Source organism: Martinezella calliandrae (assembly GCF_030272695.1).
GTDB lineage: Bacteria > Pseudomonadota > Alphaproteobacteria > Rhizobiales > Rhizobiaceae > Rhizobium > Rhizobium calliandrae.
The window spans coordinates 1-16048 of sequence record NZ_JARFYN010000053.1 but is presented as its reverse complement, the minus strand read 5'-3'; the positions used below and the strand labels follow the sequence as shown (position 1 = coordinate 16048).

16 protein-coding genes, 1 tRNA gene and 2 pseudogenes are annotated in these 16048 nt (G+C 60.2%); 12 read left to right on the top strand and 7 right to left on the bottom strand.

Features of this window, described 5'->3' with window-relative positions:
* Position 1: 1 nt before the first annotated feature.
* A complete protein-coding gene (locus PY650_RS28620) occupies positions 2-1273 on the top strand; it encodes a GNAT family N-acetyltransferase (RefSeq protein WP_285883088.1) in 1272 nt (423 codons plus the stop codon).
* Here the strand turns inward: PY650_RS28620 and PY650_RS28615 are convergent.
* Positions 1260-2900: an AMP-binding protein gene (locus tag PY650_RS28615; protein ID WP_285883086.1), complete on the bottom strand. Its 1641-nt coding sequence runs from the start codon at positions 2898-2900 to the stop codon at positions 1260-1262. The genes PY650_RS28620 and PY650_RS28615 overlap by 14 nt on opposite strands.
* Positions 2901-3160: 260 nt before the next feature.
* On the opposite strand from PY650_RS28615, the gene PY650_RS28610 reads away from it, so the two are divergent.
* Positions 3161-4141, top strand: a complete 981-nt coding sequence (locus PY650_RS28610; RefSeq protein WP_285883084.1) for an aldo/keto reductase — start codon at positions 3161-3163, stop codon at positions 4139-4141.
* 14 nt (positions 4142-4155) lie between these two features.
* Here the strand turns inward: PY650_RS28610 and PY650_RS28605 are convergent.
* A pseudogene (locus tag PY650_RS28605) lies at positions 4156-5128 on the bottom strand (sulfatase-like hydrolase/transferase); the annotation flags it as partial.
* 458 nt (positions 5129-5586) lie between these two features.
* Between PY650_RS28605 and PY650_RS28600 the strand changes: the two are divergent.
* Positions 5587-6381 (top strand): class I SAM-dependent methyltransferase, encoded by a 795-nt coding sequence (locus tag PY650_RS28600; protein ID WP_285883082.1) that lies wholly within the window; start codon positions 5587-5589, stop codon positions 6379-6381.
* Positions 6382-6393: 12 nt separating this feature from the next.
* On the opposite strand, the gene PY650_RS28595 is transcribed toward PY650_RS28600, so the two are convergent.
* Entirely contained in the window at positions 6394-6963 is a 570-nt protein-coding gene (locus PY650_RS28595; protein ID WP_285883080.1) for a TetR/AcrR family transcriptional regulator, read from the bottom strand.
* A gap of 223 nt (positions 6964-7186) precedes the next feature.
* Here PY650_RS28595 and PY650_RS28590 point away from each other — a divergent pair, with 223 nt between their 5' ends.
* Entirely contained in the window at positions 7187-8485 is a 1299-nt protein-coding gene (locus PY650_RS28590; RefSeq protein ID WP_285883079.1) for an MFS transporter, read from the top strand.
* 139 nt (positions 8486-8624) lie between these two features.
* Positions 8625-8709: transfer RNA gene (locus PY650_RS28585), tRNA-Leu, on the top strand.
* 318 nt (positions 8710-9027) lie between these two features.
* On the opposite strand, the gene PY650_RS28580 is transcribed toward PY650_RS28585, so the two are convergent.
* Positions 9028-9387 (bottom strand): hypothetical protein, encoded by a 360-nt coding sequence (locus PY650_RS28580; RefSeq protein ID WP_285883077.1) that lies wholly within the window; start codon positions 9385-9387, stop codon positions 9028-9030.
* Between the two features lie 183 nt (positions 9388-9570).
* On the opposite strand from PY650_RS28580, the gene PY650_RS28575 reads away from it, so the two are divergent.
* Together PY650_RS28575 and PY650_RS28570 are read left to right on the top strand one after the other, a co-directional pair.
* Positions 9571-10164, top strand: a complete 594-nt coding sequence (locus PY650_RS28575; RefSeq protein WP_285883075.1) for a YqaA family protein — start codon at positions 9571-9573, stop codon at positions 10162-10164.
* A gap of 15 nt (positions 10165-10179) precedes the next feature.
* Complete coding sequence (locus tag PY650_RS28570; protein WP_285883074.1) at positions 10180-10689, top strand: disulfide bond formation protein B; 510 nt, start codon at positions 10180-10182, stop codon at positions 10687-10689.
* Positions 10690-10852: 163 nt separating this feature from the next.
* Here PY650_RS28570 and PY650_RS28565 read toward each other — a convergent pair whose 3' ends face one another.
* Both PY650_RS28565 and PY650_RS28560 read right to left on the bottom strand, forming a co-directional pair.
* Positions 10853-11410, bottom strand: a complete 558-nt coding sequence (locus PY650_RS28565) for an HNH endonuclease (protein ID WP_104824507.1) — start codon at positions 11408-11410, stop codon at positions 10853-10855.
* A 111-nt stretch (positions 11411-11521) separates the two neighbouring features.
* Positions 11522-12166, bottom strand: a complete 645-nt coding sequence (locus PY650_RS28560; RefSeq protein WP_285883072.1) for a DNA-3-methyladenine glycosylase family protein — start codon at positions 12164-12166, stop codon at positions 11522-11524.
* 43 nt (positions 12167-12209) lie between these two features.
* On the opposite strand from PY650_RS28560, the gene gluQRS reads away from it, so the two are divergent.
* A complete protein-coding gene (gene gluQRS, locus PY650_RS28555) occupies positions 12210-13091 on the top strand; it encodes a tRNA glutamyl-Q(34) synthetase GluQRS (protein WP_285883070.1) in 882 nt (293 codons plus the stop codon).
* Here the strand turns inward: gluQRS and PY650_RS28550 are convergent.
* On the bottom strand, positions 13056-13988 hold the full coding sequence (locus tag PY650_RS28550; protein WP_285883068.1) for a YihY/virulence factor BrkB family protein: 933 nt from the start codon (positions 13986-13988) through the stop codon (positions 13056-13058). The genes gluQRS and PY650_RS28550 overlap by 36 nt on opposite strands.
* Positions 13989-14086: 98 nt before the next feature.
* On the opposite strand from PY650_RS28550, the gene PY650_RS28545 reads away from it, so the two are divergent.
* The 4 genes and pseudogenes from PY650_RS28545 to PY650_RS28530 all read left to right on the top strand — a co-directional run.
* Positions 14087-14920, top strand: a complete 834-nt coding sequence (locus tag PY650_RS28545; RefSeq protein WP_285883066.1) for an SDR family oxidoreductase — start codon at positions 14087-14089, stop codon at positions 14918-14920.
* Positions 14921-14939: 19 nt separating this feature from the next.
* Positions 14940-15143, top strand: coding sequence for a twin transmembrane helix small protein (locus tag PY650_RS28540; protein ID WP_285873396.1), 204 nt, complete (start codon positions 14940-14942; stop codon positions 15141-15143).
* A gap of 12 nt (positions 15144-15155) precedes the next feature.
* A complete protein-coding gene (locus PY650_RS28535) occupies positions 15156-15734 on the top strand; it encodes a cob(I)yrinic acid a,c-diamide adenosyltransferase (RefSeq protein ID WP_285883064.1) in 579 nt (192 codons plus the stop codon).
* A 200-nt stretch (positions 15735-15934) separates the two neighbouring features.
* Positions 15935-16048, top strand: a pseudogene (locus PY650_RS28530) (electron transfer flavoprotein subunit beta/FixA family protein); the annotation flags it as partial.

The following is a 16048-nucleotide window of genomic DNA, read 5'->3' as shown; positions in this document are numbered from 1 at the left end:
CATGGCGCGCGCTCCCTTCACCGAAAGCACCGACAGCCAAGTGAACGCCCTGACGCATACGCTCGCAGCGCTGCATTTCGAACCACCCAAGGCTGAGGCCAGCGTCGAAGTCGGTCGCCCGGGCCGTGAGCTCAGCCTCTATCCCGGCAAATTCGGCTACGAACTGCAGGACGAATTGGATTTCCTTTCCAATCGCGCTATTGAGCCGAATGTCTTCTTCTCCGGCCGTTTTCTGGCGCCCGCCATGCCACGGCTGGAGGATCGGCAGATCCGCCTCGCGCTGATGCGCGACGACAATGGCACCCGTAGCCGCATGCGCCTGCTGATGCCGTTTACAGTCGACAAGCCGGGCTTTGCGCTTGGTCCCTCGATCATCCGCGTCTGGTCGAATTCCTTCGGCCCGCTCGGCACGCCGCTGGTGGACGCCGAGGAGGCGGGTGAAACACTCGATAATCTCTTCGAGGCGCTGACCCGGCGTGAACTGCAACTGCCGACGACGCTGGTGCTGCCGGATGTTAGGTTGAACGGGCGTTTCGCCAAGATGGCAAAGGCTGTCGCCATCGGCCGCGACCTGCCTCTCACCGTTGCCAATCCCTATCAGCGGCCGATGCTCGACAGCAGCGAGGATGCGCTCGCCTATCTCAAGCGGACGATCTCGAACGCGCATCTGCGCGAAATGCGCCGTCAATGGCGTCTCTTGGAAAGTCATGGCCACGTCGTCTACACCGTCGCCCGCCAGCCGCGCGACATTCACCTGCGCATGGAAGAATTCCTGGCTTTGGAGGCGAGCGGCTGGAAGGGCAAGAAGCGTAGCGCCTTGGTAACCGACCGGCACCATGCGGCCTTCGCCCGCGAAGCCGTCTCCAACCTTGCTGCTGTCGATGCCGTGCGCATTCACACCATCGATCTGAACGGCAGGGCGATCGCCTCGATGATCGTGTTAATGATGGGCGGCGAGGCCTATACCTGGAAGACTGCCTATAATGAGGATTACGCCCGCTATTCGCCGGGCAAGCTGCTGATGGGCGAGCTGACCGAGTGGCATCTCGACGACGCCAATATCGTCCGCTCCGACTCCTGCGCCATGCCGGATCATCCGATCATGAGCCGCTTCTGGCAGGAGCGCGAAGACATGGGCACGCTGGTCATCGGCCTGATGCAAAACGGCGACCGTGACGTCCGACAGGTGGCAGCGCAACTGCACCTGTACCGCAGCACGCGCAACATGGCGAAGCTGCTGCGCCAGAAAATACTGTCGCTTACGAAGCGCTGACTTCGTCAATCGCACGCTCGCGCAGCAGGCGGCGGATCACCTTGCCTGAGGTCGTCAGCGGCAGCTCGTCGACGAACTCAATCTCGCGCGGATATTCGTGCATGGAAAGCCGCGTCTTCACCCAGTCGCGGATCTCGGCGGACAGCACATCGCTCGGTTCACGGCCAGGAACGAGGACCACATAGGCCTTGACGATTTCGGTACGCACCGCATCCGGCTTGCCGATGGCGGCAGCGAGCTGCACGGCCGGATGGCCGCCTAGGCAATCCTCGATCTCGCTTGGGCCGATGCGATAGCCTGAAGAGGTAATTATATCGTCGTCTCGCCCGATGAAGGCAATATAACCGTCCGCATCCTGTCGGCCGAGATCGCCGGTCAGCAGCCAGTCGCCGGCGAATTTCGCCTCCGTTGCTTCATCATTGCGCCAATAACCGAGGAACATCACCGGATCGGGCCGCTGGATGGCGATCTGCCCGCTCTCGCCCACCGGCATCTGCCTGCCATCCGCATCGACGATTGCAACTCGATGGCCCGGCACCGGCTTGCCCGTCGCCCCACGGCGGCTGACGCCGAAGGCGGCGCTGGAGGACAGAACGAAATTGCACTCGGTCTGGCCGAAGAACTCGTTGACGGTGATCCCAAGGGCTGAACGCGCCCATTCATAGGTCTCGCGCCCGAGCGCCTCGCCGGCCGAGCCTATAGTGCGCAGTTTGAGATCATAGAGCGATCGAGGATTGTCGACCGACTTCAACAGTCGGAGTGCCGTCGGCGGAATGAAGGCATTGCGTACCCCCATCTCGTCCATGATGCGGAAGGCCATATGCGCGTCGAATTTCTGCGCCGGCGAAGAGACGACCGGCACGCCAAGCATCAGGCTCGGTAGCAGCGCGTTCAAGAGCCCGCCCGCCCAGGCCCAATCCGACGGGGTCCAGAGCTTGTCGCCCACCTGCGGAAAGCCTTCATGGGCGAATTGCATGCCCGGAATATGGCCCGGAAGCACGCGATGGCCATGCAGCGCCCCCTTCGGCGGCCCGGTCGTGCCTGAGGTGAAAATCATGAGCGCCGGATCGTCCGGCCCAGTATCGAGCGCTTCGAAGAGCGACGGATGGGCTGCGACAAGCTCGGCAAATCCTGCCACTCCCTGCTCGCTGCCGTCGATGCTGATCACATGCGCCAGTTCCGGCAGGCGATTGCGGATCGGGCGCAGCCGCGTCAGGCCGAATTGATTGGTGACGATCGCGGATGTTCCCGAATTTGTCAGCCGGTATTCCAGCGCTTCAGCACCGAACAGCAGCGCCAGCGGCAAGGCGATCGCCCCCAGCTTATAGATGGCGACATGCGCGATGACGGTTTCGAAACTCTGCGGCAGAAGCAGCGCTACCCGATCGCCGGGTCGCACACCAAGCGCCATCAAGGCGTTGGCGAAGGCTGCGGAGCGATCGCGAAGCTCTCCATAGTTCATGCGCAGATGATTGCCGCCCGGGTTGAAATGCTCGAGGCAGACCCTGTCCGGCTCCCGTTCGGCCCAGTCGTCGCAAACAGCGCGCCCGATATTGAATTTCGCCGGAGTCTCCCAGCGAAAATCGCGGTAGAGGGTCTCATAAGTGTCACGCGGGGGCAGTTTCATACCAAATTCCAGGAAGAATGCTGCGGCGCAGCTAACACCGCTGGCGCCACAGATTCAAGGAAACAATAGCAGTAGTTGCCTGCCCGCACGCGGAAATCGCCATCTTTGTTTAGCGCCACTTCAAAGCCTATTGCGAATTATTGAGCTAATCCGTGAAGCTGCGCTCCGCTACTCTACATTTGATGATGTGTCCACTCTGCCTCCGATCCGGTGGCGGAGCGTTGCCGTTTCGGACCCCTAAAACAGGATGGAGACTATCGATGGAATACACCAAGCTTGGCAAAACCGGCCTTGAAGTGTCCCGCATCTGCTTGGGCTGCATGACCTATGGCGATCCCAACCAGGGGACGCATGCCTGGTCGCTGAAGGAGGAAGACAGCCGCCCGCTGCTCAAGCAGGCGATCGAGGCCGGGATCAACTTCCTCGATACGGCAAACACCTATTCCAACGGCTCGTCCGAGGAAATCGTCGGCCGCGCCATCAGGGATTTCGCCCGCCGCGACGACATCGTGCTCGCCACGAAGGTTTTCAACCGCATGCGTCCCGGCCCGAACGGCGCCGGCCTGTCGCGCAAGGCGATCTTCGATGAGATCGATAACAGCCTGCGCCGTCTCGGCACCGACTACGTCGATCTCTATCAGATCCATCGCTGGGACTACACCACGCCGATCGAGGAAACGCTGGAAGCGCTGCATGATATCGTCAAAGCCGGCAAGGCCCGCTATATCGGCGCCTCCTCGATGTATGCATGGCAATTCGCCAAGGCGATCTACGTCTCGCGCCTCAACGGCTGGACCGAATTCGTCAGCATGCAGAACCACCTGAACCTGCTCTATCGCGAGGAAGAGCGCGAAATGCTGCCCTTCTGCGAAGACCAGAAGATCGCCGTCATTCCCTGGAGCCCCCTTGCCCGCGGCCGCCTCACCCGCGACTGGAACGAGGCCACGGCCCGTTCGGAAACCGACGAATTCGGCAAGACGCTGTACACCCAGGCGATTGATGCCGACCGCAAGGTCGTCGAAGCCGTCGGCGCCATCGCCAAGTCCCGCGGCGTGGCCCGCGCCCAGGTCGCCACCGCCTGGATCTTGCAGAAAAGCGCCGTCACTGCCCCGATCGTCGGCGCCTCCAAGTCCGGCCACATCACCGACGCCGTTGCCGCCCTCTCTGTCAAGCTGACGCCGGAAGAGATCGAAGCACTGGAATCGCCCTACATTCCGCATGGGGTTGCCGGGTTCAAGTAAGTATCTCGCAGACGTCAGGCGCGCATGCCGTTGCACGCCTGACACTGGCGATGACAGTCAGCTTTATGCGGCATTAAGCTTTCCAGTTCGCTGAGCCGCTTCATGGCCGCCTGCTGGCGCAACATCGCGTAGTTGATCTCTCCCGCGTTGAGCGAACTGCCGGATTGAGCGGGAAACTGATCGAAATCAGTAAAGAACTCCTTGATCTTGCTTTGTGTCGGCACGAGCAACCAGATGTTTCGCGCCAAAAACTCGATCGCTCCGCCTCCCTCGTCGGGACCTCGTTCGTAGGGGTCCATCCGCAGAATGGCGATGAGAGCCCAGGCCGGCGTCTCGCGCACGCCGGTGGCAATGTTGCCGTGAACTCAGCTTCCAGTCGTTCCACCTGATGGTATTGAGATTTCCGCCCCGGTCGAAATAGTAGACCGTATCCCTGGGCGTCTTTTCCGCTTCGCCTTTCGGAAGGGATGTTAGGTGTCATAGCCGTCGAGATGAACCTTGAAGTTTTTCGCCCCGGCGGAGAAGCCAGTCTTCATCTTTTACTTGATATCAGGAGCGCCCGCCGCCGCTGTCAGAGTGGGCATCCAGTCCATGAGCGTGACGATGTCGTTGATCTGCGTCCCAGGCTTCACGACGCCTGGCCAGCGCACCGTCACCGGAATGCGGAAACCGCCCTCCCAAGTCGTGCCTTTCTCTGAGTGGAAAGGCGTCATGGCACCATCGGCCACAAAGCGATCTCGGCGCCGTTGTCGGTCGTTTAGAGCACGATGGTATTGTCGGTAATGCCGAGATCGTCGAGCTGCTTCAGCAGTTCGCCGCCATGCCGTCATGGTCGACCATGCCGTCCGCATGGATGCCCTTGCCGGTCTTACCCAGCGATTCTTTCTTGAGGTGGGTGAAAACGTTGATCCGGGTCGAGTTGAACCAGACGAAAAACGGCGTATCGGTTTTATGCTGGCGATCGATGAAGTCCTTCGCAGCGGAAACCGGCGGCAAGAGCTGTCGATCCGACGAGCAGATAGCGCCGCGTGATGCTGTTGAGGTCGATGGTTGATGCTTTATTGCGGTCGTCGTCGTGAGCCATTTGGGGTGTCTCCCGTCGAACGTTGAGCTAAGGCAATTTCGCGCGGAGTTGGAGCGCTGCGGGCAATCTATCGAGGCACAAAGACCGCAAACGTGTAAGTACGTTACGCGAAAGTTCACGGTAAAATCGTAAGATGCAATTTGTGAGCGCCGACTCTGACCGCTGGGAGACAGTTTAGGCGGCAGCCAAGTATTAGATTGCGCAAACCTCTATGCGCCAACCCTAGCTTTGGCTGTGGCGTGGCGTCGCAGAGAATGTCGAAGCCTTTGAATCCATTGGAAATGGCGCAAGAGATATTTCACGAACAGGTCACAGTTGAGTCTTAACAGATTGAGGCTCCTTACCCCCGAGGATAACAGCCATGATCACGGTTCCCTTCGAAGCGCGGCGTTTCCAGTCCACCGCGGCCTATTACCTGCGCTACCGCATTCCCTATCCGGATACGCTGATCAACCGGGTAGCCGAGCGAAGCGGCCTGAGGGCGGGCGATCATGTGCTTGACCTTGGTTGCGGCCCCGGCCAGCTCGGCATCGCATTCGCGCGGCTTGAAGGCGCCGCCGTCACCGCCATGGACCCGGAACCGGAAATGCTGGCCGCCGCCGAAGCCGGCGCCAAGGAAGCACGAGTCGAGATCACCGTCCGGCGGGGTTCGTCCTATGATCTCGGGCCGGATATCGGTAAGCTGCACCTCTGCATCATGGGCCGGTCCTTCCACTGGATGGATCGCCCGGCCACGCTTGCTGCCCTCGAGACGCTGATCGAGCTCGGCGGCGCGGTCGTGCTATTCCATGACAGGCAAGTGCTGGCGAGCCCGGATTGGCGCAGCATCGTCGAAAAGCTGGCGGAGACCTTTTCGCCGGAGCGCCACAAGGAGCGCCTGCTGCGCAAGAGCAAGGCCTGGGCGCCCCATGAAGCCATGCTGCTCGCCTCGCCCTTCCGCAATCTCGAGCGCATCGGCATCATCAACGAATATCAGAGGGATATCGAGGATATCGTCGGCCGGGTCTTCTCGATGTCCTCCACTTCGCCGCAGGCGCTCGGCGACAAGCTGCCCGATTTCGAGGCGGCGTTGCGCGCAGAGCTGCTGGAGGTCGCTCCCGACGGCAAGTTCACCGAAATCGTCGAATCGGCCGGCCTCCTTGCCTTCCGTGGCTGATCGAACCGGCTTCTAGCGCGAAGCGAGCACCTGCCGGGTTGCCGCCAGAAGCTCCTCGGAAAGCGCTGGAGTATCCAGGGCGCGGGCGAGAATGACCGCGCCGACCATGGTTGAGAGATCGGCAAGCGCCTTGCGCCGCCGCTCCTCGCGCGTTTCTCCGGGCGTGATCTCTTCGAGGATTGCTGCCATTCCCATCAGGCCGTTAGTGAAGGTGGACTGCATTTCGGGGCCATAGCGGCTGACTTCCTGTGTCAGCGCCGCGAAGACACAGCCCGTACCATGCTCGACGATATTGCGGTGCGAGAGATAATGCGCGAGCAGCGCGTCGCGCGGTGCCTCCGGCGCCCCCTCGACCACCCCCTGCCAGCGCTCCTGCGCGTGTGCCACCAAAGCCTTGCTCGCTTCGCAAGCCAATTCGTCCTTCGATTCGAAGTGGCCGTAGAAGCCGCCATGCGTCAGCCCGGCCGCCTTCATAATATCGGCGACGCCGATGCCGTCGAAACCCTTCTCGCGAAAGAGCTCCCCTGCTACGGCAAGGATCTTCTCGCGATTCTCGGCGAATTTTTCCCGGCTCACTCTCATCAAAAAACTCCATCAGAGCTTCAAGAAAACTGTATTGACAATTTATATGATGTTCATCATCAATAAGCAACAAATATGATGGTGATCATCTAAATTCCCATACAGCTACTTTGCACAATCGTTCAAGCCGGGAGTGAAGCGTTGCGATACAGGTATTCTGATAGCAGTCCCGCCCCAAACCGGCCCCAGCGCTGAAACTCGAACCCCCATCGGAACGCACCTCATGGTTTCCACAGTCCTTGCTTCGACGCTTGCCCGACGCAATATCCACTACGGATGGGTCGTCGTCGGTGCCACCTTCCTCACCATGCTGGTCACCGCCGGCGCCATGGGCGCGCCCGGTGTGCTCATCAAGCCGCTGGAAGACGAGTTCGGCTGGAGCACCTCATCCATCTCCTCCGCACTTGCCGTTCGCCTGCTGTTGTTCGGCCTGATGGGTCCCTTCGCCGCTGCTTTCATGAATCATTTCGGGGTCCGCAAGGTCATCGTCTTCGCGCTGATTACCATTAGTGTCGGGTTCGTCGGCTCGCTGTACATGACGCAAGTCTGGCAGTTGCTGCTCTGCTGGGGCATCATCATAGGCTTCGGCACCGGCCTCACCGCCATGGTGCTGGCCGCCACAGTGTCGACGCGCTGGTTCACTAAGCATCGCGGCCTCGTCGTCGGCATGCTCTCCGCAAGCTCGGCCACCGGCCAGCTCGTTTTCCTGCCGCTGATGGCGGAGCTGACGGAACGCTACGGCTGGCGCACCACCGTGCTCTTCGTCTGCGGCATGATCGTCATCGCAGCCCTGGTCGTGCTGCTGCTGATGCGCGACCGTCCGGCCGACGTCAATCTGCCCCTCGTCGGTGAACTCCACGTCTCGCCAACGCCGCCCGCCACCAAGAATCTGAATGCAGCCTTGGCCTCGCCCCTCCTCATCCTGAAAGAAGCATCAGGGAGTTCCACCTTCTGGGTCCTCGCCGCCACCTTCTTCATCTGCGGACTTTCGACCAACGGGCTGATCCAGACGCATTTCGTGACACTATGTGGCGATTTCGGCATCGTGCCGGTGGCGGCCGCCAGCGTGCTCGCCGTCATGGGCATCTTCGATTTCTTCGGCACGATCGGTTCCGGCTGGCTTTCCGACCGCTTCGACAATCGCTGGCTGCTCTTCTGGTATTACGGCCTGCGCGGCCTGTCGCTAATCTACCTGCCCTTCAGCAATTTCACTTTCTACGGCCTATCGATCTTCGCCGTCTTCTACGGCCTCGACTGGATCGCCACCGTGCCGCCAACCGTCAAGATCGCCGCCGACCGCTTCGGCCGCGAAAAAGCCGGCCTCGTCTTCGGCTGGGTCTTCGCCGCCCACCAGCTCGGCGCCGCTACAGCGGCTTATGGCGCCGGCCTGTCCCGCACCGAGCTCAGCACCTACCTGCCCGCTTTCTTCATCGCCGGCGCCTTCTGCGTGCTCGCCGCGGTGCTGGCGCTGACGATCAGCCGCTCCGGCTCGACGGACAAGGCACCTGCGATGGCCCACTGAGGCCAACCAAAAGGCCCATGGCGTCAATCTGTCGCCACGGGCCAAACCGCAACCCTGCGGAAACACTCGCAATAACTCATCCACCGACTTGCGCGCGCGCCCGATCACATGTTAGACACCCGCCTCGTCAGGATCCGTTGCCCCATTGGCGGAATTGGTAGACGCGCTCGACTCAAAATCGAGTTTCGAAAGAAGTGCTGGTTCGACTCCGGCATGGGGCACCATTTTACTGGCCGAAAGCCGTAAATCACTGAAAACACTGCGCTAGTTCGTCTTCCGGGTACTGGCTGGTGATCCGGCCGTGAAGACAATTGCCGTGAAATACGTGACAAAGACTAAAGCCTGCAGCTTCAAATGCAGGTGCAGGTGCCGCGCCTATCCGGACGCCGTCCAACAGAAACCCCTAAGGGTTTACAGGAGTTATGCGGTTCGCTGGTTGATATCGAGATTTATTTGAAAGGGCTCCGGGCTAAAACTTCTGGAGGATCCCTACACCTCTTTGGCGATTACATTCCCCCCACACACGCAGCTTACGCCTCGATCTACTCAGGCGCACTATCGGAGTTGGTCAGGTCGCATGGCATGGGGACGTATCGCGTTTCGGGAGCCGTAGCAAAGCCCCGCAGCCGGATAGCTTGGCCTATCTCGATCCCCGCGCTGAGCGCTCCTGCCTCGCTGTTCAGCACGACGATGGCCTTATCAGCCACTGGCGCCAGCCTGCGGAACAGCGCGTCATCACCAACGTTGATCACTCCGGTCACGGTGATTAGGTCAATCCCGCTCACACCCGGTTGGCTGGTTATTTGGGCCGCGTGACCGACCGTGAGAGGAGAAAACAAAAGAACGCCGCAAAGAGTAGGTGACGCATCGATGCCCCCTTGGATACGCTGACTATTGAGCATTCAATGCACCGCACTTTAAGGGTCTTAGATTTCGGATTGGGCGATGACGATCGAGCGAAGCCCGGCATCAAACGCGACATCCATCACGAAAAATTTTGATTTTGTGCCATTTCCGTCACCCCCGACCATTTACAGCCATAATCCTCCCCCCTAAAGGTGTGCGACGCAGCAAAAGGGGGCAGCATGCTTCGTAGACTTTACGACTGGACCATGTCGCTGGCTCGCCGCAAATCGGCGGAAGTTTGGTTGGCCATTATCGCCTTCGTTGAAAGCTCGGTCTTTCTCGTGCCCGCCGATGTCTTGTTCCTGCCGATGTCGCTCGCCAAGCCCGAGCGCGCCTGGCGCTATGCGCTAACGGCGACGGTTGCTTCCGTGCTCGGCGGTATTGCGGGCTGGGCGCTCGGCTATTATGCCTTCGAGGCCATCGCCAAGCCGATCCTGATCTTCTACGGCAAGCTCGATGCCTTCAACCAGATGAGCGCCGGCGTCACCTACGGATGGATCGTTCTGCTGCTGGTCACGTCGGGCCTGGCACATCTGCCGCCGATCAAAGTGGTGACGATCCTCTCCGGCGTCGCCCATATCGATCTTGGTCTGTTCATCATCTCGGCCATCGTCGCCCGCGGCGCCCGTTTCTTCTTCCTGGCCTTTCTGCTGCGCCGTTACGGCGAATCGATCCGCCATTTCATCGAGAAGCGTCTCGGCCAAATCACGATGGCGGCAGCCGCCGTCCTCATTCTTCTCTATGTCCTCTTCCATTATGTTCTGGCGCACTGAGCACGGAGCCCTTGCATGTCTGAGACTTCGACTTCTCGCGCCGGCCTGACCTATTCCGTACTGCTTGCGATCGGCATGATTATCGTCATCGGCTCGGCGCTCGGCTTCCAATATATCGGCGGCTATATTCCCTGCGCGCTCTGCCTAGAGCAGCGCCAGCCCTATTATTACGGCATCCCCGTCGCGATCGCTGCCGCTCTGTCAGCGGCCCTCGGCCTGCCTTCCTGGATCACCCGCACGCTGCTGGCCATCGCCGGCCTCATGATGGTGGTCGGCGGCGGCATCGGCGTCTATCACGCCGGCGTCGAATGGCATTTCTGGGCCGGCCCGACGACCTGCTCCACCACCGCCAGCAGCATGACGCAGAACGCCGGCGACCTGCTGAACGAACTCAGCACGATCAAAGGCCCGTCCTGCACGGAAGCCGCGCTCCGCGTCTTTGGTCTGTCCATGGCCGGATGGAATGTGATCGCCAGCGTCATTCTGGCGGCAATTGCGTTTATGGGCGTGAAGAAGGCTGGTTAGAATTTACCTTCGCCTCTGCGGGGAGAAGGTGCCCCAAAGGGGCGGATAAGGGGCGTTACCGGAAAGTCAGCGAGGCGGAGCGAAATGCAATCCTTACGGTGTATTGCCCCCTCACCCGAGCTTCGCTCGACCTTCTCCCCGAGGCGAGAAGGTAAAAACGCCTTTACGGCTGCAGTTCCGTATCCCAATAGAGATAGTCGAGCCAGCTATCGTGCAGATAGTTCGGCGGGAACAGGCGGCCGTTATTGTGCAGGTCCTGTACGGTCGGCTGGTAGGGCTTCTGCGCCGGGAACATGCCGGCCTGCTTCGGCAGCTTGCTGCCCTTGCGCAGATTGCAGGGCGAACAGGCCGCGACCACGTTTTCCCAGGTCGTCTCGCCGCCATGGGCGCGCGGGATGACGTGGTCGAAGGTCAGATCGTCATGAGCGCCGCAATACTGACATTCGAACCGGTCGCGCAGGAAAACGTTGAAGCGGGTAAAGGCCGGATTGCGGGAGGGCTGGACGTAGGTCTTTAGGCAGACGACGCTCGGCAGCCGCATCGAGAAGCTGGGCGACGACACGGACTGATCGTATTCAGCGATGATATTCACACGGTCAAGAAAAACCGCCTTGATCGCGTCCTGCCAGGACCAGAGCGACAAGGGGTAATAACTCAGCGGCCGATAGTCAGCGTTCAGCACGAGCGCTGGCAAGGACTGCGGTGAGACTGCAATCGTCAAGGAACCCTCCTGATCGATTCGGCATCTGTACCTGTATATTAGGCCGGTTGTTACAGGATTGTGAAGTCCAATAAATTCAGTGCATAGCGGCGAATCTATGAGACCTGCTGATCAATCGATAGGCAGCGCGTCACGCCGGGTTTTGACGGCGTAATAGGCCCAGAAGAGCCGGGCTGCGACCGAGCGCCAGGGCATCCAAACCGCCGCTTCCCTGGCCAAAACCTTGGGCAAGGGCCTGACATCGAGCCCAAATGCCATGCCGACGGCGGCCTGCAAGGCGACGTCGCCGACCGGGAACACATCTGCGTGACCGCCGCAGAACATCAAATAGACCTCCGCCGTCCAGGGGCCGATTCCTTTGATGGCGGTAAGTTCGGAAAGCGCCTTTTCCGGGCTTTCGGCGCTCAGCGACTGCAGATCAAGGCCGCCGACGACGACAGCGTTGGCAACGCGCGCCAGAGTGTCATGCTTGATTCGCGACAGGCCGAAAGTACGCCAGGCATCCGGTTCAAGCCCGGCATAGGCCTCGGCGGTCACCTGGCCCAGTCGAGCGGTCATCCGCCCCCAGATCGCATCGGCGCTCGCCCGAGACACGACCTGCGACACGATGATATGGGCAAGTCCTTCGAAGCCCGCTTCGCGCAGGCGCAGCGGCACGGGGCCGGCCTCGCAGACAATCTGCCGCAGGCGGGGATCGAGCTCGACCAGCGCCGCCAGCCCTTCCTGAATATCGTTTTCACCGCGGATGATGTGCATGGCTTCTCATGGTCCGGGACTAAAATTCGTGGCAGAAGAAAGCATGATCGCGATTCCCCGTCAAAAGCCGATATTCCGTTTCGCGCCGAGTCCGAATGGACCTTTGCATCTCGGCCATGCGCTGTCGGCGATTCTCAACCACGACATGGCGGAACGCGCCGGCGGCCGTTTCCTCCTGCGTATCGAAGACATAGATCAGGCTCGCTGCACACCCGAATTCGAATCGGGCATCTTTGCAGATCTTGCCTGGCTGGGTCTCAGTTGGGAAGAACCGGTACGTCGGCAGTCCGAACATCTTCCGGCCTACCAAACAGCCCTGCAGTCGCTCATCGAGCGCGGCCTCGTCTATCCCGCCTTTTTGACGCGCGGCGAGGTTAGGACGCGGGTCGCAGCCGGCGAAGCCGGCGGAACTCCCTGGCCGCGCGATCCGGACGGCACGCCGCTCTATCCGCCCGACGACCGGCTGCGCAGTAACACGGAGAGGAGGCGATTGCTGGATGCCGGGCTGAAGCATGCATGGCGGCTCGACACGGACAAAGCCATCGCCGAAGTCGGAGGACCGCTCTATTGGCATGAAAGCGGCGATGGCGAGAAGGGAGACATCGTTGCCGATTCCGCGGCCTGGGGTGACGTGGTGCTGTCGCGCTCCGATGCGCCGTCGAGCTACCACCTGTCCGTGGTCGTCGACGATGCGGCACAGGGCATCACCCATGTCGTTCGCGGTCTCGATCTCTTTCACGCCACCTCGATCCACCGCCTGCTGCAGACCCTACTCGGCCTGCCGCAGCCGCTCTATCACCATCACCGGCTGATTCTCGGCGAAGACGGCAAGAAGTTGTCGAAGAGCCAGGGCGATACCGGCATTGCCGAATGGCGCCGGCAGGGCTGGTCACCTTTGGAGCTTCGCCGCCGCATCGGCATCTGATCGTTTGTCTGCTGCTTGTTTATCTGCTCCCGGACCGCCTGCTGCCTTGCCGAAAAACATGCGCCGCACCTTGAACTTCATCAGCGCCGCGTTGATCTCTGCGCCCAGGATGAAGATCACCGCGAGCATGTAGAGGAAGACGAGCACGATCATGACCGACGCAAGGCCGGCATAGGTGGCTGTATAATTGGCGAAGGTCGCCAGATAATAGGCGAAAATGATCGCGCCAAGCGACCAGAAGAGCAATGTCAGAAGCACACCGGGGATGACATCGAACAGCCGCCGGCGACCAGCGGCCAGCCATAGATGCAGGATCAGCAGTCCGGCAAGCAGCAGGAAGATGGTACCGTAGATGCGCCAACTGAAGACGACATCCAGAATATCGGCAAGCTGCGGCAGCCACTTTCTCGTATAATCCAGCACCAACGGCACAGCGACCAGCATGATGCTGAGAAGCGCAAAGATCAAAACCGCTATCAGCACATAGCCGAGACTCGCGAGGCGGTTGAAATACCAAGGCCGATTTTCAAGCACACGATAGGCGCGGTTGAGGGAGATGCGCAGTGCCTCGACGCCGTTGGATGCGAAATAAGCGGCGGCCAGCACCGAGACAGTCAACAACCCGCCGCGCGGAATGGTCAGAACCTGCACCACCTGGTCCGCCAGCGGCTTGGCGATCGCTTCCGGCCAGGTATCGAAAATCAAGTGCACCGCCGTCGAGGAGAACTGGCTGGCGCCGAGGAAGCTTGCAAGCGCCGTGCCGAAGATCAGAAACGGGAAAACAGCCAGCAGCGTCGACAGCGCCACATGGCTTGCCATCGCGAAACCATCGTCCTCGACGAAATGGAAAACTGCGTCGTAGACGACCCTATAGAGCGTACGAACGAATAAAGGCATTCCATCTCCGCTTGAGTCCGGTTCTCATCCGCCGGTTGTCGATTGTGTCGGGCCTATGAATATGGGAAACGACTCCCAGATTGTACAGGAATCATTCCATGGCAGATAAACGCACAATCATCGTGACTGGTTGCTCTTCCGGCATCGGCGCGTTCTGCGCTCATGCGCTAAAGGCCGATGGTTGGCGCGTTTTCGCAACCGTGCGCAGGGAGGCCGACCGTGCTTCCCTCGAAGCCGAGGGGATCGAAACGCTCCTGATGGACTATGCCCAACCGGAAACGATCTCAGCGCTCGTCGCAACCGTGCGAGAAGGGACCGGCGACCGAGTCGATGCCCTGTTCAACAACGGCGCCTATGGCCAGGCAGGCGCGGTCGAAGACCTCTCCACCGATGTGCTGCGCGAACAGTTCGAGACGAATTTCTTCGGCTGGCACGAGCTGACGCGACAGGTGATCCCGCTGATGCGCAGGCAGGGCCAGGGCCGCATTGTCAATGTGTCCTCCATTCTTGGCCTGATCCCCTACCGCTTCCGCGGCGCTTACACGGCTTCGAAATTCGCGCTGGAGGGCCTGACGATTACCCTGCGGATGGAACTGCAGGACAGTGGCATCCATGTCAGCCTGATCGAACCAGGCCCGATCGATACGCGTTTCACCTCCAACGCGCTCGCCAAGATCGGCCATCATGTCGATCTCGAACATTCGGCTCATGCGGCCGAATATCGGCGACAATTGGCGCGGCTGAATGGCACAGGCCCGGTCAACAGGCATAAAATGGGGCCCGAAGTAGTCTATGCCGTGTTAAAATTGGCGTTGAATGCGAAAAATCCGCGCCCGCATTATGTTGTGACCCTGCCAGCAAAACAGGGCGTTCTTCTGAAAAGGCTGTTGCCGGCTAACCTTTTCTATCGTCTGATGCGCCGGCTCGATTGAAATACGAAGGCCCGAAGCAATGTCAACCTTTACCTATATTGCCGCCATCATCGTCATGGGCCTGGTCGTCATTGTCCTCGTCCGCGGCCTGTTCAACATGATGAAGGGTGACAATCCAAGCCTCTCGAACCGGCTGATGCAGCTTCGCGTGCTGCTACAGGCGATCGCTGTCATCCTGATCATGCTGACGCTGTGGCTGACCGGCGGCGGCCGCCCGAGCTGAATGCAGATCAAGATGGTCAAGCTCAACAAAATCTACACCAAGACCGGCGATGACGGCACGACCGGCCTCGTCTCCGGCCCGCGTCGGTTGAAGAACGATCTGCGCGTGGAAGCCTACGGCACGATCGATGAAACCAACTCCGTCATCGGCGTCGCAAGGCTGCACGCCACCGGCATGCCCGAACTCGATGCCATGCTGATGCGCATACAGAACGACCTTTTCGATCTCGGCGCCGATCTGTCGACGCCTGAAACGGACGAGCCACTCTCTTACGAGCCATTGCGTGTCATCGACAGCCAGGTGGAGCGCATCGAACAGGATATCGACAGGCTCAATGCCGATCTCGATCCATTGAGATCCTTCGTTCTGCCCGCCGGCAGTCATATATCAGCGCATCTCCATCTCGCCCGAACGATCGCACGACGCGCCGAGCGGCTGATAGTGGCCCTGTCGCGCAGCGAGGGCGAGCAGGTGAGCCCGGCAGCGATGAAATACATCAACCGCCTCTCGGATTTCCTGTTTGTCGCCGCACGCCACGCGAATGATCAGGGCCGCGCCGATGTGCTGTGGGTTCCGGGGAAGAATCGATAGCCGAGGCAAACCAGGTCTAACAGCAGCCGATGATATTTACGTTGACGTAAGCGTTATTTATGTCCCTAAACCAATTTGTCGCTCTGCAATATGGAAGCGTTGTAATTGGGGAAAAAACGCGTATCCATGTCGCCATTCGACAAACGGAGCGGCGCTGAACAGGCCATGGTCTGTGGGCGCAGTGTTGAAGGAAGGTTTCCATGAAGATTCTCGTTCCCGTGAAGCGGGTTGTTGATTACAACGTCAAGATACGCGTGAAGCCGGATGGGTCGGGCGTCGAGCTTGCGAACGTCAAGATGTCGATGAACCCGTTC